Origin of the sequence: Actinosynnema sp. NPDC023794 (genome assembly GCF_040639675.1) — a bacterium.
GTDB classification, from domain to species: domain Bacteria; phylum Actinomycetota; class Actinomycetes; order Mycobacteriales; family Pseudonocardiaceae; genus Actinosynnema; species Actinosynnema luteola.
On sequence record NZ_JBFAFR010000037.1, the window covers coordinates 55,077 to 77,634 of the forward strand.

At 73.9% G+C, this 22,558-nt stretch carries 16 protein-coding genes; 9 read left to right on the top strand and 7 right to left on the bottom strand.

The genetic code is table 11. The features are described 5' to 3' along the window. Nucleotides 1–2: 2 nt before the first annotated feature. The 4 genes from AB0H12_RS39730 to AB0H12_RS39745 all read right to left on the bottom strand — a co-directional run bounded on the left by AB0H12_RS39730 (nt 3) and on the right by AB0H12_RS39745 (nt 5,697). The gene (locus tag AB0H12_RS39730) at nt 3–1,271 is read right to left on the bottom strand and encodes a glycosyltransferase (RefSeq protein ID WP_499630268.1); all 1,269 of its coding nucleotides are present in this window, start codon (nt 1,269–1,271) and stop codon (nt 3–5) included. Beyond that, the gene (locus tag AB0H12_RS39735) at nt 1,268–3,505 is read right to left on the bottom strand and encodes a glycoside hydrolase domain-containing protein (protein ID WP_499630301.1); all 2,238 of its coding nucleotides are present in this window, start codon (nt 3,503–3,505) and stop codon (nt 1,268–1,270) included. Before AB0H12_RS39735 ends, AB0H12_RS39730 begins: the two co-directional genes overlap by 4 nt. 139 nt (nt 3,506–3,644) lie before the next feature. Continuing rightward, the gene (locus AB0H12_RS39740) at nt 3,645–4,646 is read right to left on the bottom strand and encodes a glycosyltransferase (protein WP_499630270.1); all 1,002 of its coding nucleotides are present in this window, start codon (nt 4,644–4,646) and stop codon (nt 3,645–3,647) included. Between the two features lie 34 nt (nt 4,647–4,680). After that, complete coding sequence (locus tag AB0H12_RS39745; RefSeq protein WP_499630272.1) at nt 4,681–5,697, bottom strand: Lrp/AsnC family transcriptional regulator; 1,017 nt, start codon at nt 5,695–5,697, stop codon at nt 4,681–4,683. 104 nt (nt 5,698–5,801) lie between these two features. Here AB0H12_RS39745 and AB0H12_RS39750 point away from each other — a divergent pair, with 104 nt between their 5' ends. Beyond that, complete coding sequence (locus tag AB0H12_RS39750; protein WP_499630274.1) at nt 5,802–6,965, top strand: M20 metallopeptidase family protein; 1,164 nt, start codon at nt 5,802–5,804, stop codon at nt 6,963–6,965. A 6-nt stretch (nt 6,966–6,971) separates the two neighbouring features. On the opposite strand, the gene AB0H12_RS39755 is transcribed toward AB0H12_RS39750, so the two are convergent. Then, nucleotides 6,972–7,574, bottom strand: a complete 603-nt coding sequence (locus tag AB0H12_RS39755) for a TetR/AcrR family transcriptional regulator (protein ID WP_499630276.1) — start codon at nt 7,572–7,574, stop codon at nt 6,972–6,974. Between the two features lie 79 nt (nt 7,575–7,653). On the opposite strand from AB0H12_RS39755, the gene AB0H12_RS39760 reads away from it, so the two are divergent. The 8 genes from AB0H12_RS39760 to AB0H12_RS39795 all read left to right on the top strand — a co-directional run bounded on the left by AB0H12_RS39760 (nt 7,654) and on the right by AB0H12_RS39795 (nt 19,170). Beyond that, nucleotides 7,654–8,817, top strand: coding sequence for a DUF418 domain-containing protein (locus AB0H12_RS39760; RefSeq protein ID WP_499630278.1), 1,164 nt, complete (start codon nt 7,654–7,656; stop codon nt 8,815–8,817). Nucleotides 8,818–8,881: 64 nt separating this feature from the next. Next, nucleotides 8,882–9,913 carry a glycoside hydrolase family 10 protein gene (locus AB0H12_RS39765; protein WP_499630280.1) on the top strand — a complete coding sequence of 344 codons (1,032 nt, stop codon included), beginning with the start codon at nt 8,882–8,884 and terminating at the stop codon, nt 9,911–9,913. Nucleotides 9,914–10,443: 530 nt separating this feature from the next. Next, a complete protein-coding gene (locus AB0H12_RS39770; protein ID WP_499630282.1) occupies nt 10,444–10,596 on the top strand; it encodes a thiazolylpeptide-type bacteriocin in 153 nt (50 codons plus the stop codon). A 118-nt stretch (nt 10,597–10,714) separates the two neighbouring features. Further along, the gene (locus AB0H12_RS39775; RefSeq protein ID WP_499630284.1) at nt 10,715–13,168 is read left to right on the top strand and encodes a lantibiotic dehydratase; all 2,454 of its coding nucleotides are present in this window, start codon (nt 10,715–10,717) and stop codon (nt 13,166–13,168) included. Continuing rightward, nucleotides 13,165–14,730, top strand: a complete 1,566-nt coding sequence (locus tag AB0H12_RS39780) for a hypothetical protein (RefSeq protein ID WP_499630286.1) — start codon at nt 13,165–13,167, stop codon at nt 14,728–14,730. Before AB0H12_RS39775 ends, AB0H12_RS39780 begins: the two co-directional genes overlap by 4 nt. Next, a complete protein-coding gene (locus tag AB0H12_RS39785) occupies nt 14,727–16,433 on the top strand; it encodes a TOMM precursor leader peptide-binding protein (RefSeq protein WP_499630288.1) in 1,707 nt (568 codons plus the stop codon). Before AB0H12_RS39780 ends, AB0H12_RS39785 begins: the two co-directional genes overlap by 4 nt. Further along, a complete protein-coding gene (locus tag AB0H12_RS39790) occupies nt 16,430–17,578 on the top strand; it encodes a nitroreductase family protein (protein ID WP_499630289.1) in 1,149 nt (382 codons plus the stop codon). The genes AB0H12_RS39785 and AB0H12_RS39790 overlap by 4 nt, the downstream gene beginning before the upstream one ends. Then, on the top strand, nt 17,575–19,170 hold the full coding sequence (locus tag AB0H12_RS39795; protein WP_499630291.1) for a thiopeptide-type bacteriocin biosynthesis protein: 1,596 nt from the start codon (nt 17,575–17,577) through the stop codon (nt 19,168–19,170). Before AB0H12_RS39790 ends, AB0H12_RS39795 begins: the two co-directional genes overlap by 4 nt. A 151-nt stretch (nt 19,171–19,321) precedes the next feature. Here the strand turns inward: AB0H12_RS39795 and AB0H12_RS39800 are convergent, their stop codons facing one another. Continuing rightward, on the bottom strand, nt 19,322–21,298 hold the full coding sequence (locus AB0H12_RS39800) for a carbamoyltransferase family protein (RefSeq protein WP_499630293.1): 1,977 nt from the start codon (nt 21,296–21,298) through the stop codon (nt 19,322–19,324). A 48-nt stretch (nt 21,299–21,346) separates the two neighbouring features. Continuing rightward, a complete protein-coding gene (locus AB0H12_RS39805) occupies nt 21,347–22,510 on the bottom strand; it encodes a macrolide family glycosyltransferase (protein WP_499630294.1) in 1,164 nt (387 codons plus the stop codon). Between the last annotated feature and the right edge of the window lie 48 nt (nt 22,511–22,558).

Below are 22,558 nucleotides of genomic sequence, written 5' to 3' on the forward strand. Positions count from 1 at the left end.
AGTCAGCGGTGGACGGGCACGGACGTGGCGAACAGGTCGTCGAACACCCGTGCCCGGTCGAACGACAGGGCGTGCGCCCTGGCCCGGTCCGCCATGGACCGCCGCTCCTCGACCGACAGGTCCAGCACCGCCCGGTCGATCGCGGCGGCGAGGCCCGGGACGTCTCCGGCTTCCACGATGATCGCCGTGCCGCCGACCGCCTCGCCGGTGCCGCCGGTGATCGTGGTGATCACCGGTCCGCCGCCCGCGAGCATCTTCTCGGTCAGCGCGATGCCGAACGTCTCCACGAAGTCCGGCTCCGGCTTGGTCGGCAACGCGTAGGCGGCGCAACCGCGCATCAGCAGCGGCTTCTCCTCGTCGTCCACGTCGGACAGCAGCACCACCCGGTCGTCGCCCCGGGTGAGCGCCCGGACGTCCTCCAGCGCCGGGCCGTTCCCCGCGATCACGAGCTTCACCCGGGACCGCGCCCTCGACCGGGCGAACGCCGTCACCAGGTCGTGGACGCCCTTGGCCCGCGCCACCCGGGACAGGAACAGCACGTAGCCGTCACGTTCGAGGCCTCGGCGCGCGAGGGCGGCGTCCACCAGGGCCGGGTCGAGGTCCAGGTAGGCGGACGTGTCGATCGGCGGGTAGCTGACCGCGACCCGCGCGCGGCACTCGTCGGCGAGCCGGGTGCCGCAATGCGCGTCGACCGCCTCGGCGGCGGCCACGATCTCCTGCCGCGTGTACTCCGACACCGCGATCACCTGGTCGTTGGCCAGGAACGTGGTGAACAGGGCCACCGCCGCGCCGAACCGGCCCTCGCGCAGGCACGAGCGGATCACGTTGGTGACGTCCGAGCCGACCGCCTTCGCGATGGTGCGGACGTCGGGTGAGAAGCCGGCCGCCCGCGCCACCGCCACCGCCTCGCCCACGACCGCCGTGTGCGGCACCAGGTACATCGACAGGCACGTGGTCGGCACCGGTTCGGCGAGCAGTTCGACCAGGCGCCCGGTGAGCCCGGCCAGGTACCGGCCGTCGGGCACCCGGTAGTCGCCGACCGGCTCCGGCCGCTCCACCGTGATGCCCGCGCTGTACGGCGTGATCCGGTCGAGCGGCTTGAGCGGCAGCCCGGCCGCCTGGAGCGCCGGCACCGGCCACGTCAGCAGCCGCACGTCGTCGAAGCCGCGGGTGAGGGCGACCTCGGCGAGGTTGCGCGCCTCTCCGGAGTGGCCGCAGATCACCGGATCGGCGCGGACCACGATGACGAGGCGGCGGTTCGGCGTGGTCATGGGCGCGCTCCCGGCGTGGACGGGTCGGACGGTGACGGCGGCCTGACCCGACGGCCCCAGGCCGAGGGTTCCGGGCCGAGTTCGAGTTGCAGCCGCCCGCCCGCGTGCACGTCGACGGCGCTCAGGTGCGCCACCTCCAGCGGCCGGCCGTCGAGCCGGGCGGACTGCACGTACTGCGGCGGTGGCACGCGTTCCAGCCCGTCGGAGCTGACCGGCGTCTCCCGGTGACCCCTGGTCTCCACGACGAAGTCCCGGTCGCCGAGGTGCACGGTGACGCGCGCGAACGCGGGCGCGTTGACCAGGAACAGGTTCTGGCCGGCGATCGGGAACAGCCCGAGCGAGGCCCAGACGTACCAGGAGCTGAGGCCGCCGGAGTCGTCGTTGCCCGGCAGCCCGCCGGGACCGGTGCCGAACTGCCAGGTCAGCGCCGCGTGCACGACCTCGGCCGTGCGGTCGGGCCGGCCCGCGTAGTGGTAGGACCAGGGCGCTTCCATGTCCGGCTCGTTGTTGAGCCCTTCGAACCGGTTCAGCGCGTAGCCGACCGCCATCTCGGCCGGGTCGGGCCGCCTGCCGGGCTGCGTCACCGGCGGCGCGCCGAAGCCGAAGAACGAGTCCAGCATCGCGACGAACGCGTCGTCGCCGCCGGCCATCGCGATCCGCCCGGCCATGTCGTGCATGAGCCGGAACGAGTAGTTCCACTTGCCGCCCTCGTAGAACGACGAGTCGTGCAGCAGGCCCGTGGCCGGGTCGAACGCGTTGGTCCACAGCAGGCTGCGCGCGGCGAGGTCGTCGGCGAGGCGGTGGTCGTTCAACGCCCGCGCGACGCCCGCGGTGCAGTGGTAGGCGTAGGCCAGGTCGAGGGTGTGCGAGATCGGGTGCACGACGCCGTGCTCGTAGAAGTCCTCGCCGTACAGCCGGCGCAGGTCGGCCTCCATGTGCACCAGCGCCCAGTTCCAGTCCAGGTCGCCGAGGCTCAACGCGTGCGCGTCGGCCAGCGCGGTGTGCACCAGGGCGCTCGCCTGCCGGAAGAACCGGTCCGCGCCGCGGGCCATCCGGTACCCGATCGGGAAGTTGCCCTCCTCCTCGCACACCCGGATGAGCGACTCCAGCAGGTCCACCGCCCGGTCCGGCACGATCGCCGAGAGCAGCGGCAGCTGCGTCTTGTAGATGTCCCACATCGTGCAGACGTCGAACGCGAACGGACCGGACGTCGGCCAGAACGGGCTCTCGTCGTCGGCGAAGCACGGCTTGATCAGCGAGTGGTACAGGGCGGTGGCGAACACCTGCCGCCTGGCCGGCGACCCGCCCTCGACCTCGATCCGGCCCACGTGGTCGCGCCACCGGTGCGTGGTGCGCTCCCGGATGACGTCGAACGCGGCCGGCTGCTGCCCGCACTCCCGGTGCAGGTTGTCCCTGGCCTGGTCGCAGCCGCGCAGGGAGAAGCCGATCCGCACCTCGACGCTCTGCCCGGCGCCGGTCGGCCCGAGGAACAGCAGCCCGAACGGGCGCAGGGTGGTCTGCCGGATGCGGTCGAAGTCCAGCCGGGTGCCGCCCTCGATCAGCCTGCGGTCGTGCCAGAGCATCTGCCGCCAGCCCGGCGAGTCGACCTCGACGTGCACCGACAGCGGCACGCCCTCCACCACGACCGTGCCCTGCGCCCGGCCGTGGCCGAGGCTCTCCACGTGTGCGCGCAGCGGCACCGTGCGGCCGTGGTCGATGGCCAGGCCGCCGCACGACAGGTCCACGACGATGCGCGCGCCGCGGTGCTCCGGGAACGTGTACCGGTGGACCGCGACCTTCTCGCCGACGGTGATCTCGCACCGCACGCCGGTGTCGAGCGTGGCCGCGTAGTACCCGGCCTCGGCGACCTCGTCGTGCAGCGGCCAGGCTTCGCCGAGCGCGTCCAGCTGCTGCACCATCGGTGTCACCCGGACGTAGTTGTAGTACTTGCGGATCGCGCCGGTGCCGGACTGCTGGAAGTGGGTGAACCCGGAGGCCAGCGACCGGTCGAACATCTCCTCCGGCAGGCCCTCGGTGTTCTTCGTGTACCGGCCGTAGCCGGTCGGGTAGGCGCCGGAGTAGGCGCAGGCGGACACCATTCCCAGCGGGGACGTCGCGCCCGGGTGGGTGTTGCCGATCTGCGCTTTCGGCCACCACCAAGTGGCCGCGAGACCCTGCGCCGGTGGCAGGGAGGTCGCGGCCGTTCCGATGAAGGGATCGATCTCGTTCAGGATGGCGAGACTGTAGGTCGCGGCCGGGCCGCCGGTGGTTTCGGCGACGTGAACTCGGTGGGAACGCCTGGACCCCGTTCACCGGTCCGGGTCACGGCGGGCCCGGCCGGCTCCGGGCCGGTTGTCGAATCGACGAGGTGGTTCAGCCGCGTCCGGCGTAGTCCGGGAGTCGGCGCGCGACGTCGTCCGGGCCGGGCATCCGGGTGATCTCCTCGGCGATCGCGCGGGCCGCTTCGGCGTGCCCGCCGGGCCGCGACAGGGTCCCGACGACGGAGGCGAGGGCTTCCGCGCTCACCTCGTCCGGGAGCAGGCGCGCGCCGGCCCCGGCGGCGGTCACGGCGTCGGCGTTGGCGAACTGGTCGGCGCCCTGGGGCAGGATCAGCTGCGGCGCGCCGACGGCGAGCGCACCGAGCGTGGTGCCGCTGCCGCCGTGGTGCACGACGACGTCCACGTGCGGCAGCAGGTCGGCTTGCGGCACCCACTCGTGCAAGGTGACGTTGTCCGGCACCTCGCCGAGCTCCTCCGGGCGCACGCGGCCGGTCGCGACCACCACGCGGGCGTCCAGCGCGGCCAGGGCCTTGATGGCCGTGGTCAGCAGCTCCGGTGTGCCGAAGGCGGTGCCGAGCGTCAGGTAGACCAACGGCCGCGACGTGCCGCGCCCGTTCCAGGAGGGCAGTGCGCCCGGCTCCGAGAACGCGACCGGGCGCAGCTCGATCCGGTCCTCGCCGGCCAGGAAATCCTTGTCCTGCAAGGACGGCGGGCAGATGTCGACGTGCGGCAGGCCGGGAGCGCTCCGCGCGGGCGGTTCCAGGCCGATCCCGTCGGGGAACATGCGGCCGAAACCGTGCCACAGGCCGGGGATCCCGGCTCGGCGCGCGGCGATCGCCGCTCCCGGCACGCCCCACCCGTGCACCACGAGGTCGGGCCGCAGGCGCGCCAGGTCCGGCTCCAGGTCCTCGGCGTACATCTCGTAGAACGCGTCCGCGGGGCGGAACGGCCGCAGCCCGTTCGCGGCCAACGGCGCGTGCACCCCCTCGCCGGCGGCGAAGTGCACCTCGTGCCCGGCTTCCCGGGCGGCGTTCGCCAGCGGGATCAGCGGATAGGTGTGCCCCACCGACGCGAGGCCGGCAAACAGTACGCGCATGGCCACGAACCTACGCTTCCCCAGCGGCACGGCGTCACGGCGTCGCCCACGGGTCGACGGGCACCACGTCGGTGATCCGACCCGCTTCGTCGAGCAGGCACCCCATCCGCTTCACCGCGCGCAACGTCACGGCGCGGTCGGTGAGGGTGAGCGCCGGCAGTCGCCTGGCGAGTTCGGCCTCCAGCCGTTGGACGTCGCCGAGGGAACGCAGCCACAACGTCATCACCAGGTTGTCCGCCCCGGTGACGGCCGCGCACAGCCGCACCTCCGGCAGCTCGGTCAACGCGGTCGCGGTCCGGTCCAGTTCGTCCGGTGGCACCCTGGCCCAGAACGTCGCGGCGATCGGCCACCCCGTGACGGGTTGCGCGACCTCGCACCGCAGCGACAGCAGCCTGCCGTCGACCATCTCGTTGAGCCACCGGCGCACGGTCGACCCGCTCCGGCCGGTGCGGACCGCGATCTCGGCCGCCGGCCTGCGCCCGTCGTCGAGCGCCCGCAGCACCTCCCGGTGGTGGGGCTTCCAGACCGCGCGGCCCCCGGTCGGCCTGCCCGGCGGCACGGCCCGCGCGCGCCGCTGGGGTTCGAGCGCGCCGAGCCGCCAGTGGTTGCCCTCGCCGTAGACGGTGGTGACGGTGTGCGTGCGCGTGCGGCGCAGCCCCGGCAGCGCGTGCAGCCGGTGCAGCACGAGGTGCGACAGGGTGGCGAGGTCGGGGGTCAGCAGGGTCAGGAACAGGTCCCGGCCGCTGCTGATGATCGAGATCGAGACGACCTGCGGAATGCGGGACAGGACCTCGACGGCGTGCGCGCGGGACGTCGGCTCGATGTCGATCTCGATGAACGCGTTGCAGTGGTCCGCGGCCCACAGCCGCACCTCGGGGTAGGCGGTGACGCGCGCGAAACCCGTGTCGGACAGCACCTGCCACCGCCGTGCCGCGGTGACCGGGTCGATGCCGAGCGAACGCCCGACCTCGTGCCACGTCGCCCGCGGCGCGGCTTGCATGGCGTGGACGAGCCGGAGGTCGGTCTCGTCGGGTGTGAACGAATCCTGCACCAAGGACCATCCCTGTGAGCGATCTTGACAATCTGAGGGTCGAGAGTGGCACCCGAAGTGATCCTCGGCAAGTGCCCCGCCACCGACCCGAGGAGAGATCACCCATGTCGACGAGCCAGAACGCGGCCTTGATGGACCACCTGGTGCGACTGCGACGACGGCTGCACGCCGAGCCGGAGATCGGCCTGGACTTGCCGCGGACGCAGGAGAAGGTGCTCGCCGCGCTCGACGGCCTGCCGCTGGAGCTGTCGCCGGGGCGGTCGTTGACGTCGGTGACCGGCGTGCTGCGCGGCGCGCGGCCGGGACCGGTGGTGCTGCTGCGCGCCGACATGGACGCGCTGCCCGTGCAGGAGCGCACGGGGCTGGACTACGCGTCCCGTGTGGACGGTGTGATGCACGCGTGCGGCCACGACATGCACACCGCGATGCTGGTCGGCGCGGCGCACCTGCTCGCCGCGCGCCGGGACGAGTTGGCCGGTGACGTCATCTTCATGTTCCAGCCCGGCGAGGAGGGGTGGGACGGGTCGGCCGCGATGATCGCCGAGGGCGTGCTGGACGCCGCCGGTCGCCGGCCGGACGCCGCCTACGCGTTGCACGTGTTCGGCGCGGGCGTGCCGCACGGCGTGTTCTCGGCCCGTCCTGGCACCACGATGGCGGCTTCCGACGGGCTGGACGTCACCGTCGTCGGCGCGGGCGGGCACGGCGCCCGGCCGCACCGCGCGCAGGATCCGATCCCGGTGGCGTGCGAGATCGTCACGGCGTTGCAGGCCATGGTCACCCGCCAGGCCGACATCTTCGACCCCGCGGTGGTGACCGTGGGGTCGTTCCACGCCGGGAGCAGGCGCAACGTCATCCCCGACACCGCGCGGTTCGAGGCGACCGTGCGCACCTTCTCCGCGTCGGCGAGGGCCACGATCAAGGACGCGGCGGTCACGTTGGCGCGGTCGATCGCGCAGGCGCACGGCCTGCGCGCCGAGGTGGACTACCGCGACGGCTACCCGATGACCGTCAACGACGCCCAGGAGACCGCGTTCGTCGCCGACACGATCGCCGACGTCCTCGACGGGCGTTTCCGGCCGCTGGCGAACTCGATGCCGGGGGCCGAGGACTTCTCCCGCGTCCTGCAAGAGGTCCCCGGCGCGTTCATCCCGTTCGGCGCGGGCAACGGCGCCGACAACCACTCCCCCCTCGTCCGGTTCGACGACGCGCTGCTGCCCGACGGCGCCACCGTGCTCGCCGAACTCGCGCTGCGGCGGAGCGACCGGTGAGACCCGTCAGGCGGGCGGGAAGCCGAGGGCCGGGAGGAGGGCCTCGTCCACGATCGCGACCAGCTCGTCCGGTGTCGGCACGCGGGCCAGGTCCGTGGACAGCTTGAAGACCATCGCCTCGCCGATCTGGGTGGTGATCGGGGTCAGCCGGCGGGGGTCCAGGCGACCGTTGGCGGCGTAGTGGCGCAGGACCGTGGTGGTGAACGTGCCGCCCCTGGGGTCGAAGACGTCGCGGTAGAGGGATTCGGCGAGGTCCGGGTAGCGGTGGCGTTCGGACACGATCGCCAGCACGGCGGTGGCCGCCGGCGTCCGCATCCAGTCGGTCAGCACGGTGAGCGCCGCGATCAGGTCGGCGCGCAGGTCGTCCGCCTCGGGGGTCGGGACCTCCACCGGGTGGGCCCCGGCCACGGCGTCGACCAGCAGCTCGTGCGGTGTCGCCCAGCGCCGGTAGAGCACGGTCTTGGCGGTGGACGCCCGGCGCGCGATGCCCTCCATGCTCAGCTGGCCCAGCCCGACCTCGGCGAGTTCGGCGAGCGCGGCGTCGTGGATGGCCTGCACCAGCGCCTCGCCACGCCGTCGTTCCGGCGCCTTGGCAGCCGCTTTCTCCATGTCACTTCCGCTTCAAGACACGGTGTCGTATCTTATCGGCCAGATAAGCTACGCCACCGTATCCAATCGAGGTGTTCCGTTGTCCCCATCTTCCGTCATGCTCGACCGGCCCATCACGGGCGGACGCGCGCTGGCGCCCGACTTGGCCCGGGGCGTGGTGCTGCTGATGATCGCGCTCGCCCACGCGCACATGTACCTGTCCGGCCACCCGACCGGGTTCCGGGCGTACGCGCTGGACGGCGGCGCGTTCGACCGCGTCGTCACCGGGATCCAGGTCGCGCTGGTCGACGGCCGGGCGATGCCCATGTTCGCGGCGCTGTTCGGCTACGGGTTCGTGCAGCTGGCCGGCAAGCGGACCGGTGACTGGCGCGACACGCGCCGGCTGTTGCGCCGGCGGAGCCGGTGGCTGCTGGTGTTCGGGTTCGGCCACGCCCTGCTGCTGTTCTTCGGCGACATCCTCGCCGCGTACGGGCTGGCCGGGCTGCTGATGGTCGGCGCGCTGCGGTGGCGTGACCGCACGCTGGTGGCGGTCGCGGGCGCGTGGCTGCTCGTGCACGCCGCCGTGTCCCTGGTCAACGGGATGCGGATCGCCGAGTTCGGCGGGCCGTCGGGCATGGCCGCCGCGACCGACCCGGTGGCGGCGGTGGGTGAGCGCCTGGTGCTGTGGGGCGTGCTGACGCCGTTCCTGGTGGTGGAACTGGTGGTCCCGTTCCTGCTCGGCGTGTGGGCAGCCCGCCGTCGCCTGCTGGACGAGCCGAGTCGCCACGTCACCGCGCTGCGCGTGATTGCCCTCGTCGGCATCGGGTCGGCCGTGCTGGGCGGACTCCCGCTGGCGTTGCTCGACGCCGGGGTCTCGACGCTCGGCGCGCTGTCGGTGCCCGCGTACGTGCTGCACGGGGTCACCGGCTTGGCCGGTGGGTCGGGGTACGCGGCGTTGATCGGGCTCGTGGCGGCGCGGGTCACCCGGCCGGGTCGGGCGCTGACCGCGCTGGCCGCGTGCGGACGGCGGTCGATGACCTGCTACCTGGTGCAGTCCGTGGTGTTCGTGGCGGTGTTCGTGCCGTACGCGGGCGGGCTGGGCGCCGAGCTGGGCACGGCCGCGGCGTCCGGGATCGCGGTCGCCACGTGGCTGGCCACCGTCGCCTTCGCGGACGCGTTGCGCCGCGCGGACCGCCAGGGTCCGGCCGAATGGTTGCTGCGCCGGCTCACCTACGGCCGCAGGAGTTTCGAAAACGTTCGATAACCGTTGCCCGGCGCGGTGGTGCGCACCATCGTGGATCGCCACCGCGCCGGAAGGGGCCGTCGAAGTGCGAAAACTCTTATCCGCGTCCTTGATCACCGCGTCGTTGACCACGGTGGGGCTGCTGCCGCCGGCCAGCGCCGCCGCCTCAGCCACCACCTTCACCTCACCCGCCACCACCCTCGCCTCGGCCGCTGGACGCAGCGGCCGGTACTTCGGCGTGGCCGTCCAGGGGTACAAGTTGTCCGACCCGACGTACGCGGGCATCCTGGACCGCGAGTTCGCCGTGGTCACGCCCGAGAACGAGCTGAAGCTCGACGCGACCGAGCCGGTGCAGGGCCGGTTCACCTTCGCGCCGGCCGACCGGGTCGTGGACCACGCCGTGCGGCTGGGCAAGCGGGTGCGCGGCCAGACGTTGCTCTGGCACTCGGCGCAGCCGTCCTGGCTGGCGAGCCTGCGGGGCGCGGCACTGCGGCAGGCGATGCTCAACCACGTCACCCAGGTCGCCGCCTACTACCGCGGCCGGATCCAGGCCTGGGACGTCGTCGGCGAGGCGTTCGCCGACGGCCCGACCGGCGCCCGGCGCGACTCCAACTTCCAGCGCACCGGCGACGACTGGATCGAGGCGGCGTTCCGGGCGGCACGGGCGGCCGATCCCGGCGCGAAGCTCTGCTACAACGACTACAACATCGAGAATTGGGCCCACGCCAAGACCCAGGCCGTGCACCGGATGGTGCGCGACTTCCGGGCGCGGGGCGTGCCGATCGACTGCGTCGGCCTCCAGTCGCACTTCACCGCCAACCACCCGGTGCCCGCCGACTTCGCCACCACGATCCGCAACTTCGCCGCGCTCGGCGTGGACGTGCAGCTGAGCGAGCTGGACATCGAGGGTTCCGGCGCCGCCCAGGCGGAGAACTACCGCCGCGCGGTCACGGCCTGCCTGGCGGTGAGCCGGTGCACCGGGATCACGGTGTGGGGCGTTCGCGACAGCGACTCGTGGCGAGCCTCGGGCACACCGCTGCTGTTCGACCCCACCGGCGCGCGCAAGCCCGCGTACACCGCCGTCCTGGACAGCCTCAACGGCGGCGCGTGCGACTGAGGCCGAAACTCTCGCCCACATTGCGGGACGATCACACCGCCCTGGCGATCGACGGTTGAATAACCGCCGGATAACCCACTGCCGAATGACACTCACCACCGCGCCGAGGTGATCGGACCGTCGACGGTGTCGTCATCACCCATTTTCGGGTCACCACCGTTCCGGTGCATTCGGAATCCCGCACCCCGACCGGGAAGTCCCGGTTCCGGCGATCACCGACGGATGGCGGATGCCGCGAATGGGCCAGTCGGACCACGACGCCGCCACCCGACGGCTGCTGAACCGTGCCGGAAGCAATCTACACCCGTTCCCGGGCGCGTCGCCGCCAATCGCGGGCAATTACCCCGGGAACACCTTTCGGAGGTCCGAATAGGGGCATCCGCCCGGACCGATCACCTTCACCCGAATGACCGAGATGACCCCTTTCTCGAATCGTTTGGAATAGAGCTCGCGGGTCTTGTCGGTCTCCGATCCACCTGCTTAAGGTCGCGCTGCAATGCCCGACCCGGAACTGAATGAGGGAGGACGCCTTGGACCTGACTTTCGATGTCGAGGACTTGGTCCTGGACGAACTGGCCGTGACCACCATCGCCGACACGGCGCTCACGGACGGCGACCCGGTCGCGTCCACGGCCTGCTCGTGCTGCTCGTCGAGGCCGCACCTCGAGCCCAAGGTCAAGTAGCCGATCCGGTGAGTTGACGCGCTCGCCACGCCGGACCGTTCGTGGCGGCACGTCGATGTCCCACGTCGGGGGCGTCGGTTCCGACGCCCCCGATCACCCTCCCGCGGAGGTAGCGCGCATGGCCGGTGTGATCACCACCGAGTTGGCGCCGTACGCGATGGTCCGCGTGGCGGCGCTGCCCCACCCCGAGCCACCGACGGGCGCGACGGGCTTCCGGACCGCGATGGCCGCCGCGGTCGCGGCGCACTCCCGCATCCGGGACCTCGCGCCGAAGGTGGCCGACGCGTTGCACGACAGCGCGAGCGACCACCCGGCCGAGTTCCACCGCCGGGTCGTGCTGCCGCTGCGGCGCGACGCGCACAACGACCGCTCGCCCCGTCCGGCGCTGCTGGCCGGGTTGGGCACGCTGCCCGAGCGGATCCCGCTGGTGGCGCACTGGCTGGACGACCGCGCCGCGCTCGACGCCGCCACCGAGGCGGCGCTGGCCGCGTGGCCGGACGCGCTGGCCGCCGAACGCGCCGTGCTCGCGCGGGTGTGCCAGGCCGAACCGGTGCGGCTGGCCGGGGTGTTGACCGGCGCGGACCTGCTGCACGGCCTGACGCGCACGGCGGACGGCGGCGGCACGCCCGACCGCAAGGCCCGCAAGGTCGAGGCGACGGTGCTGCGCTACGCCTTGCGCGCCACGTCCAAGACCAGCCCGCTGTCCTGGTACACCCACGTCGGCTGGGGCTCCTGGGGCGACGGGCCCTGGCCGCAGGCACGACCGGTGGCGCACACCGAGCTGAACCGCCTGCTGCTGACCCGGTTGGTCGCCGCCTTCCGCGACCGGCCGCACCGGCTCGCGCCGGGCTTGCGCGAACGCGACGGCCACCTGGTGTTCCGCCGCGACACCCTGATCGCCCCCGGGCCCGACGCCCCGCCGTCGCGGATCGATCTCACGCGCGAGGAGCAGGTGGACGTGGCGGCCACGGGGCCGTTGCGGTTCCTGGTGGCCGCCGTGCGCGACGCCGGGCCCGACGGCGTCGCGCCCGCCGACCTGGCCGAGGCGCTGGCCGCCAGGCTGTCCACGCCCGAGGCGGCCACCGCCGCCCGCGCCTACGTCGAGCGGATGCTCGACATCGGCCTGCTGGTGCCTGTGGAGCCGGTGCACCCGCAGGACCCGGACGCGCCGGCGGCGATCGCCGCGTGGTTGCGCGAGCTGGGCGCGCACGACGTGGCCGACCGGCTGACGCGGCTGGTGGCGGCCACCGCCGCGTTCGCCACGGCGGACCCGCCCGAGCGGGCGGTCGCCACCGCCGAGCTCGCCGCGGGCTGGCGCGAACTCGGCGAACGGGTCGGCGTCGACCTGACCGGGATCGCGCCGGTGCTGGAGGACGTCCTCCTCCCGGAGCCGGTCCCGGCGCCCGCCACCGGCACCGGCACGCTGACCCGGCTCACCCCGCTGCTGGTCCTGTTCGACCAGCAGCTGCTGGTGCGCAGGCTGGTGCGCAACCGGTTCGTCGAGGCGGTCGGCCCCGGCGGCACGGCCTCCCTGGCGGAGTGCGCGACGTTCCTGTCGAGCGTCTCGCCGGACGACGCGGACGGAGCGTCCGTGCGCGACCCGGGGATCGTCGCGCTGATGGAGTCCCGCGAGAAGATCGCGGAGGCGGCGCGTGCGGACGGCGGCGTGCTGTCGGACGACCTGCTGCACGAGGCCGCCCACCACGTGCCGGACTGGGTGCGCCGCCCCGGTTCGTACGCGTTCTTCGGCCAGCCGACGCGGGACGGGCGACTGGTGGTCAACCACGTCTACCCGGGCTTCGGCAGGTTCCTGAGCCGGTTCCTGCGGCGGTTGCCCGGCGCGGCGGACGCGGTGGCCGCGCAGTTGCGGCGAACCCTCGGCGAGCGGTTCGCGCAGTTCCGACCGCTGCACGGGTTCAACGCCAACCTGCACCCGCTGCTGGCCGCACACGAGGTCGGCGAGGACGCCCGGTGGGCCGACCTGCCCGCCGACGAGCTCCAGGTCCGGCACGACCCGCGGACCGACGAGGTCAGGGTGGTGCACCGGGGCGAGCCGCTGGACGTGGTGTACCCGGGCTTCCTGCTGCCGCTGCTGATGCCCGACCGGTACCTCCCGCTGCACTCGGACCTGGCGTGCGGCTGGGTCCGCCTGGACGCGCTGCGGTCGAGCGAGGTCGACGGCGAGGCGGTGCTGCGCGGAGGGTTGCGCTACCGCGACGTGGTGCTGGCCCGCCGCACCTGGGACTTCTCCGTGCCCCCGGGACTGGGCGCCGACGAGGCGGTCGCACCCGCGGTGGCGCGGTTGCGCGCCCGGCACGGGCTGCCGGAGCACGTGTTCGTGGACGCCCGCGCCGCGTCCCTGTCCGCCGATCACCTGGAACGCATGCTGATCCCGGTCAAGCCGCAGTACGTCGACTTCGGCAACGCCCTGCACCTGCGCTGCCTGCCCCGGCTGCTGGCCAAGTTCCCGGACGGCGTCGAGCTGACCGAGGCGTTGCCCGTGCCGGGCGCGCAGTCCCCCGGCGGCCGGGTGCTCGAAGTGATCGCGGAAACGTACTGGGGGGTCTCGTGACGGACGAGCCGGTGGACGGGGAGTTGCTGCGGCTGCGCCCGATCGTCCACGCCAGCCCGACGGACACCGGCCTGCACGTGCGGGGGTGGGCGACCGCCTTCACCGTCAGCGGCGGCACGGGCCTGTGGACGGTGTGGCAGAAGCTGGCCGGACCGTTGACCGCGGGCGTGTCGCCGGAGCAGCTGACCGTGCCGGACCAGGCGCCACCGGCCGTGGCGGCGGCCCTGAAGATGATCATCGGCCAGTTGCGCGAGCACGACCTGCTGGTCCGGGTGCCCGCCTCCTGGGACGTCGACGGTCCGCCCGAGCACGTCGCGCGGTGGCTGGAATCGGTGGCCGGACGGCCCGCGCGGGCGTGGGACTCGTTGCGCGGGAGCGTGGTGGCCGTCGTCGGGTCCGGTGCCGTGGCCGCCGCCGCGCGCCGGGCGTTGACGGCCACCGGGTTGGCGGTCGCGCCGGTCGGGCCGGGGCCGGACCTGCTGCTGGAGTGCGGTGGGCACGCGATCGCCGCCCGGTGTGCCGCGGACGTGGGGTTCGTGGTCGCGCCCGGGGCGCGCGGCGACGTGCTGGCCGACGCCGAAGCCGTCGCCCACCGCCTCGACGGGTCGACGGGTGAGCCGCCGGAGGTGCTGGCGGCGTTGGTCGGCTCGGCCGCGGCGCACCGGTTGGTGTGCGCGGTCGCCGGGCTGCCCGACCCGGCCTCCGAGGCGATGGACCCGTCCGACTCGCCACCACCCGGTCCGGCGCACCAACCGGTGTTCGTCGCACGGCTGGACCCGCTGCGGGCGGACTACCACCCGTGGCTGTCGGCGGTGCGTCCCGCGCCGCCCACCGGGCGGCTCGTCGACGTGCTGGGCGACCCCGAGCTCGGGCCGGTGCCCGCACCGCGCACCGGTGACCTGCCCCAGGTACCGGTGATGCTGGCCGCCTCGGGCGAGGTCATCGGCTACGGCACGACCGAGCCGTCCGCCCGCTTGGACGCCGTGGTCCGCGCCGCGCGCCGGCTGGCGCCCGACAACGCCGTGGTGGGCGCGGATTCCGTCCACGCGCTCGGTCTCGCGTTGCGCACCGCCGCCCGGTCCCTGCCGGGCGCACCGGTCGACCCGGACGAGTGGCAGGCCGACGCGACCGCGCGGCGGTGGTGGAAGGCGGTGGTGCTGCGGTTCGCGCTGCCCGCCGAGGTGGCGGTGGACCGGCTCGGCGACGGGGTGGTGCGCGCGGTCGTCCGCTCGGGCGGTGTGGAACTGTCCTGGGCGATCGAGGCGACCGCCGCCGACGCCGTGGCGTTCGCGGCGATGGCCGCGGCGGGCCGCGCGCAGGCCGGCGGGTCGGAGCCGGTGGTGCTGTCCGGCGCGTTCCCGGTGGAGGAGCCGTACACGGCGGGTGTCGCGTGGACCGACCGGGCCTGGCACTGGCCCTACGGGCTGCGTGAGGCGGAGGACGCGCTGCAGCGCCGGTTGGCGGAGCTGTCGGGCGGCGCCGAGGTCAAGCCGGTGGCGTTGGGCCCGGTCCTGCACGCGGCCGGTCTGGTGGCGTTCGCGGCGCCGGAGGCGAGCCGGTGACCGTGGTGTCGTTGACCGCCTACACGATCGGCGACCTGCGGCGCGTCGGCGCGGACGGCGCCGCGGTGCTGCCGATCCGGTACGACGGCGCGATGACGTTGCTGGGTCCGGTCGTCGGCGGCGGTCCGGGGGTGTGCCTCGGCTGCGCGGAGGACATCCGACTGGCCGCGCAGAGCACCGCCGTGCCGCGTCGTGACGAGGGCCTGCGGTTGGGCGGCGTGCCGTCCCCGGCGCACGGCCCGCTGGTGGACGCGCTGACCGAACTCGTGCTGGCCGATCCGGACGCCTACCGCGACCGCGTGCTGGCCGTCCGCACGGACGTGGGCTCGGTGACCGAGCACCGGGTGCGGCCCCGTCCCGGGGGCTGCCCGGTCTGCGGGCCGCTGCCCGACGACACCGCCGACACCGCGGTCGTGGTCCGCGAACCGGCGCCCGTGCCGCCGGGAGCGCTGCGCGGTCCGAACCCGCTCACCGGTGGCGACGCGGTGCGCGACGCGTTGGTCGACCGGCGGCACGGACCGGTGGACCGGCTGTCCCGCGTCGGCGACGGGCCGCTGCCCTCGGTGAGCGCGCGGATCGTGAGCGACGACGGGCCGCAGGCCGGTTTCGGGCGGACGGCCACGTTCGGCGAGTCCGAGCGGGTGGCGTTGTTCGAGGCGGTGGAACGGCTCGCCGGGATGCGCCCCCGGCGCACCCGGACCGTGCTGGAGGCGTCGTTCGCCGACCTGGGCCCGGACCGGGCGGTCGAGCCGACCCGCCTCGGCCTGCCGGACTTCCCGTCGCCGCACGTGGTGCCCTACAGCCCGGAGGTCCGCACGCGCTGGGTGCACGGGTGGTCCTACTCGCGCGGGACCACCGTGGCGGTGCCCGAGCACGTCGTCTACTGGGGCGGCACACCGGGACCGCGGTTCGTGAACGAGACGTCCAACGGCTGCGGCACCGGCAACAGCCTCACCGAAGCGGTGCTGCACGGGTTGTTCGAGGTCGCCGAGCGGGACGCGTTCCTGATGGCGTGGTACCAGCGGACGCCGTTGCGCGGCGTCGTGGTGCGCGACGGGCTCGCCCTGCACCTGTCCGACCGGCTCGAACAGCTCGGCTACCGGCTGGAGTGCTACGACGCGACCAACGACCTGGCGGTGCCCGCGGTGCTCGCCCTGGCCCGGCACACCGGTGACGGGCCGTCCACGCCGCGGGCGTTCTTCGCGGCGGGCGCGGGGGTCGACCCGGACGCCGCCGTGCGGTCGGCGGTGGTGGAGGTCGCGGCGGACGTCGAGTCGGCCGCCAGGCGCGCCCGCGCCGACCCGGCGGAGTACGACCGGGAACGGCTGCTGCGGATGCTGCGCGAACCGGAGCTGGTACGCACGATGGAGGACCACGTGACGGTCAACGGCCTGCCCGAGGCCGCCGACCGCTACGACTTCCTGCGTCCGGGTGACCCGGTGGCGCCGATCGCGCCCGACGTGCCGCGGCACGACCTGGACGCGTTGCTGGAGCACTACGTGACCGCGTGGGCGGCGTTGGACCTGGAGGTGATCGCGGTGGACCTGACCGATCCGGTGGTGCGCGACGGCCTCGGCCTGCACACGGCGAAGGTCGTCGTGCCGGGCACGCTGCCGATGACGTTCGGCGAGCACGACCGCCGCACCCACGGCATACCGCGGCTGCGCGCGACCGGCCCCCTGCTGCCTCACCCGTTCCCGTGACCACCGCCGACAGCGAGCCGCCCGCCGGCACATCGCCCACCGTCAGCGCGCCGACCGCCGCCGACGCGCTCGCTGCCGCGTACCGGCACGGCCCCGGTCGGACGATCACCGCGGTCCCGGAGCCGCAGCCGACACCTCCCCCGCCGGGACCGCGGGTCGCGCTGGCCGGGCTGGCCCGCCTGGGCCGGTTCGGGGCGGCGCTGGCGCACCTGCTGACGGACGTGGCCACGCCGCGTCGGTGGGAGCCGTGGAACCCGTACAACGACCACCGGGCGTACCCGTCCGCGCGATCGGCGTTCGCGGTGGACGTCGCGCTGGCCGTGGACGGTCGGTCGTGGCTGCTGGACCCGGCGCGCCGGGCGCTCGTCGGCGGCGCGCCCGACCGGCTCGGCACGTGCGCCCGGCTCGACCTCGTGCGCCGTCCCGAGCGCTTCTCCGCGGGGTACGGCGAGTTCGCGGACGTGCTGGTGGAATTGGAGCTCGGGCACCTGCTCGCGGCCCTGGCGGACCGCGCGGCCCGGCTGGGGCTGCGGGCGCGCGTGGTCCGCGAGTGCGTCGAGGTGTGCTCGGATCGCGAGACCGGCGCGCCGGGGCCGCCACTGCCGGCGCGCAGTTCCGGGTTCGGGCCGCGCGGAGTGTCCGCCGATCCACGACCTCTGCCCGCGTCGGCGTTGCACGCGGTGGTCACGGCCCTGCCACGCCTCGCGCACGTACAGCACCGGTTGGCGGTGCGCAACGTCGAGGGTGTCCCGGACGGCTGGTACGACGCCGATCGCCTGGTCGCGGCGGGGCCGGTGGTGGCGCGGCTCCGGGACGCCTTCCAGCACCCGCCGGACATCGTCGACGTCGGCAGCGCGAACCTGGCCCTGGTGATCACCGGCGACCCGGCGGCGGCGGTGGCAGAGGCCGGGCCCGACGGCTACCGGGCACTGCTGCGCGCCGCCGGTTCCGCCGCCCAGCGGGTCGGCGCGACCGCCGCGGAGGCGGGCCTGTTCTGCCGCCCGTTGCGCAGCCTGCGCGACGAGGAGTTGGAGGCGCTGGTGCGGGCGCCCGCCGGGCACAGCGTGCTCTACCTGCTCGTCGCCGGTCGGCCGCGGGCCACGGGTTTCACCTACGACCTCACCCCACTGGACGAACTGCCATGACGTGGACCGGGCTGCACGTGCGGCTGTCGTGGCGGGCCGAGACCGTCGACGCGTTCATCGCGGACGTGCTCGCTCCCGCGATGGCCGAGCACCGGGCCGCCGGCCGGATCTCCGACTGGTTCTTCCTCCGCTACTGGCGGTCCGGGCCGCACCTGCGCGTCCGGCTGCGTGACGCCGCCACGCACGCGGGCGTGATCGCCGAGGGTTTGCGCGCCCTGGTCGCGGCGGCGGGCCACCCCGAGGTGGAGGTGGACCCGGTCAGCTTCCACGCCGCCCTCGGCGTGGCGGGCGAGGACTTCCTGCCGCACGGCGACGTGCGCGAGGCGCCCTACGAACCGGAGGTGGAGCGCTACGGCGGGCCCGCCGCGATGCCGATCGCGGAGGAGGTGTTCTGCCGCAGCACGGACGTGGCGGTGGCGGTGCTGCGCGCGGCCCGCACGCCGCAGGCCAAGCTCAGCGCCGCGGTGGAACTGGTGATGGCCACGACTTCCGCGCTGGGACTGGACCGCCCGGCGGCGGCCTCGTGGTTGCGCACCCTGGCCGCGTCCTGGCGGACGAGCCGCGAACCCGCCTCCGCGCCGACGATGTCCTCCCACCTGGCCGCGCACCGGTTGCACGCCACCGGCGCGGCGCGGTTGAGCGCCCGGTGGGACCGCGTCGAGTCCGCGCCGACCGGAGCGGTGGCGTACTGGGCGCGGCAGGTGCGCGCCGAACTGCCGCGCCACGTCTGGGGGTCCCAGCTCCACATGCTGCTCAACCGGCTGGGCATCGGCGCCGACGAGGAGCGCACGATCTGCTGGCTGGTCGCGGCCACCGCGCTCGCGCCGACGGGGGTCGCGGAGTTCCACGCCGACGGCGCCGACGCGCCGGACCGCCGCTACCTGGAGGCGAGCAAGTACCGGCCGGAGGTCGAGGAGCAGCGACCGCGCAAGGACGGTTCCCACGACCGACCAGCGCTCCCGCCGTGGCGGCGGGCGGTGCGGCTGCCCGACCCACCGGACACCCCGGCGTCGCTGCGGGAGGTCCTGCGCGACCGGCGCACCGGCCGGGGCGACGCGCTGCGGGGTCCGCTGGACGCCGCGCGGTTGGCGGCGCTGCTGTGGACCGCGCACGGCCGGTTGCCCGACGGCAGGCGTCCGCACCCCAGCGCCGGCGCCCGGTACACCGCGCGGCTGCGGCTGGCGGCGTTGTCCGTGGACGGCTTGGAGCCGGGTCTCTACGACGTGGACGAGGGCGAACGGCGGTTGGTGGCAGTGGCGCCCGCGCCGACGGTCGAGGACGTGGAGCGGACGTCGAGCTGGTTCGGACCGGCCGCCGCGCTCACGGGAGGCGTGGACATCGCCACCACACCGGCGCTGCTCGGGCTGCACGTGCGGATCGGCGACCTGCGCCGCGACTACGGCCTGCGTGCCGTGCGGCTGGGGTTCGCCGAGGCCGGTCACCTGGCGCAGAACCTGGCCCTGGTCGCGGCCGGCCTGTCGTTGTCGCTGGGGCTGGTCGGCGGGTTCTACGACGACCTCGCGCACGACGTGTTCCTGCTGGACGGCGTGGACGACACCTTGGTCTACCTGCTGCCGGTCGGAACCTCCTGAGGTCGGCGGCGACGTCGAAGGCGGCGGCTCGCCGGCGGTCACCGCCACCGTGGTGGTGGACAACGGATCCGCCGGCGACGCGCCGCTCTTCGAGAACCCGCGCGGGATCGACGTCACCCGCCGTGGAGCCGGGCGCGGTCCGCGCCCCGGTTCACCGCTTGGGCGTGAGGGTGATGAACCGCCGCTGCCACAGGGCCAGGACCTCGGCGCGCGCCTCGTCGGTCAGCTCCCCCGCCAGCGAGGCGATCGTGGCCTCGCCGTCCACGGCGGCCAGCAGGTCGAACACGGCCGGTGAGACGGTCGTCGAAGGGCCGAACGAGAAGTTCAGGTAGATCTCGCCGCTCACGTCGTCGCCCGGCTGCCAGTCCTTCCGCAGCCGCGTGTCCGGGCGGAACGCGGGCACCAGGTCGTCCAGCGCCCGGTCCACCGGTTCCCGTCGTCGGACCAGGAAGTCCTCGACCACCAGCACGTCGATCTCCGTGGTCAGGAAGCAGGTCAGCGCGTCGTCCACGGACTGCACGATCGGCTCGGCGTTGTTGTTGAACGACGTGTTGAGCAGCACGGGAGTGCCGGTGAGTTCACCGAATCGGGTGATCAGCCGGTGGAAGCGGGCGTTGGCCTCCGGCGAGACCACCTGGACCCGCGCGGTGCCGTCGACGTGGGTCACCGCGCCCAGCTCGGCCCGCCGGTCCTCTTGGACGTGCACCACGAACGACATGAACCCGTGCTCCGCGGCGGTGCCGGTGAGGTCGAAGTAGGTGGCCGCCGCCTCCGTCGTGACGGCGGGCGCGAACGGCCGGAAGGCCTCCCGCTTCTTCACCATGGCGTTGATCCGGTCCCGGTTCTCCACCGGGCGGGCGTCGGCCAGGATGCTCCGGTTGCCCAACGCGCGCGGCCCGAACTCCGAACGCCCGTGCGCCCAGCCGACCACCGCGCCGCCGGCGAGCAGTTCCGCCGTCGCGTCGACGATGTCCGCGGGCCGCTCGACGTCCACGATCCCGTTCCACGCCGACAACTGCCGCTCGACCTCGTCCGGTGTGCCGAGGTCGGGTCCGAGGCTCGCGGCGGTCATCCGCGCCACGCGGGTGAGCGGTGCGCCGAAGTGCTGGGCGGCGACGATGGCCGCGCCCTCCGCCGAGCCCGCGTCGTTCGACGACGGGTGCACGAAGACCTCCTCGAACAGGCCCGAGCGCAGGATCACCCCGTTGAGGCTGCTGTTGTGCGCGACGCCGCCGGTGAAGCACAGCCTGGTCGCGCCGGTCTGCCGGGCCCAGTGCGTGATCACGTGCATGGCCACGGTCTCCAGCATCTCCTGGAGCCCGGCGGCGAAGTCCTTGTGCTCCTGCGTCACCGGTTCGCCGGCGGTCCGGGACGGGAACCCGATCGCGTAGAACGGCGCCACGGTCGGGTTGATGTCGGGCAGGCCCGGGATCAGTTCGTAGCCACCGTCGGGGAGCAGCGCGTAGAGGCTGCGGAACTGCTCGCGGTAGGTCGCCGGGTCGCCGTACGGCGCCAGCCCCATGACCTTGTACTCGTCGCCGAAACCGTAGCCGACGTGGCCGATCGCGTCCTGGTAGAACAGGCCGAGCGAGTGCGGGACCGGGTAGGACCGCAGTTCGCGCATCTCGCCGGCCCCGGCGGCGAAGACCGTGGTGGAGACGTCCTCGCCGCGGCCGTCCATGACGACGACCAGCGCGTCCGACATGCCCGACCGGGCGAACGACGACCAGGCGTGCGCGAGGTGGTGCCGCGCGAACACCACCCGGTCGGGGGCGAGGTCCCAGTCGAACCGGGTGCGCAGCCGGTCCAGGAGGAGGTCCATGCCGGAGCCGACCTGGTAGAAGGGCGCCGTCAGCTGGAAGTTGCGCAGCCCCTGGTCCAGGAGCTCCTCGGTGAAGTAGTAGCCGACGGCGTCGACGTCCTGCGGTCGGACGCCGGCCAGGTCGAGGCAGGCGCGGACGGCGCCGGTCGGGAACCTGTTCGTCTTCTTGATCCGGTTGTACCGCTCCTCCTCGACCGCGGCGACGAGTTCGCCGTCGGCCACCAGGCAGGCGGCGGCGTCGTGCATGTAGTTCCGGAACAGGTCCGGTAACAGGTCGAAGTGTCCACTGATGCCCAACGTCAGCATGGCTCTCCCACTCCACTCGCTAGGTCGGTGCTACTCGTCAAGGCCGTGCTACGCGCTGAGCAGCCTCTCCACCGCGTTCGCCGCCGCGGGCGCACCACCGCTGGAGCGGACGACCTCGCCCATCTCCGCCACGGCCGCCCGGTTGGCGGACGCCGCGGCCACCGCCGCACGCAGACCGGCCGGCGTCTGGTCCTCCAGCGTGACCCCGAGGCCCAGCTCGGCGGCCCGTGCCGCGATGGCCCGCTGCTCCGGGATCTGGGGCACCGTCACGAACGGCACGTCGTGGTACAGCGACTCCATGATCGAGTTCATGCCGGCGTGACTGAGGAACACCGAGGCGTGGCGCAGCACGGCCACCTGCGGCACGCGCCGGTGCGCCGAGACGTTCGCGGGCAGCGGCCCGAGCCCGGCGGGATCCAGGTCGCCGATCGACATCACGACCTCCCACGGCCCGTCGGCGAACGCCTCGACGCACGCCCGGTAGAACTCCGGCCGCGAGTTGAACACCGTGCCGAGCGAGATCAGCAGCACCGGCGAGTCCGACTTCGGCGACCACTCCTCGGCGTCCTGCCAACTGCCCAGCGACGGCCCCACGAAGTGGAACCGGTCGTCGAACGTCTCGGCGGACAGCTGGAACGAGCGCGGCACGAACACCACGTTCATCGGCGCGACGTGGCCGAACATCAGGTTCGGGTCGTCCAGGAAGCTGAAGCCGGAGGCGAACTTCGCCATCCGCCCGATCGCCGCGACCAGCTCCGGGTGCTGGTGGTCGAACGACGGCGGCAGGTACACCTGCGTCGCCGAGAACCGCTCGTTCTCCGCGAACGTCGGCACCAGCGCCACCTCCGGCACGCCGAGCAGGTTGGCCAGCATCCGCCCGGTGAAGGTCACCGAGTCGTAGCAGACCACGTCCGGCCGGTCGGTCTCGAAGTGCGCCGCCAGCACCGGGAACGACACCTCGGCGTCGTCGAGGAAGTACCCCAGCGTCACGGCCAGCTGCTCGGCGGTGAACTCGCCGCGCGCGTCCAGGTCCGGCGGCAGCTCGGACGGCAGCACGACCGGCGTCGCGCCCGCCCTCGCCGCGCCGTCGGCGGTGGCGGGCCCGGTGGCGTAGCTGACCCGGTGGCCGCGCCGGACCAGCTCCTCCACCAGCGGCAGGGTGGGGTTGACGTGCCCGGCCGCGGGCGCGCTGACAAAGGCGAAGTGCGCCATCAGTTCTCGGCGAGGGAGCACACCGCCCTGACCGCGGGGTGGATCGCC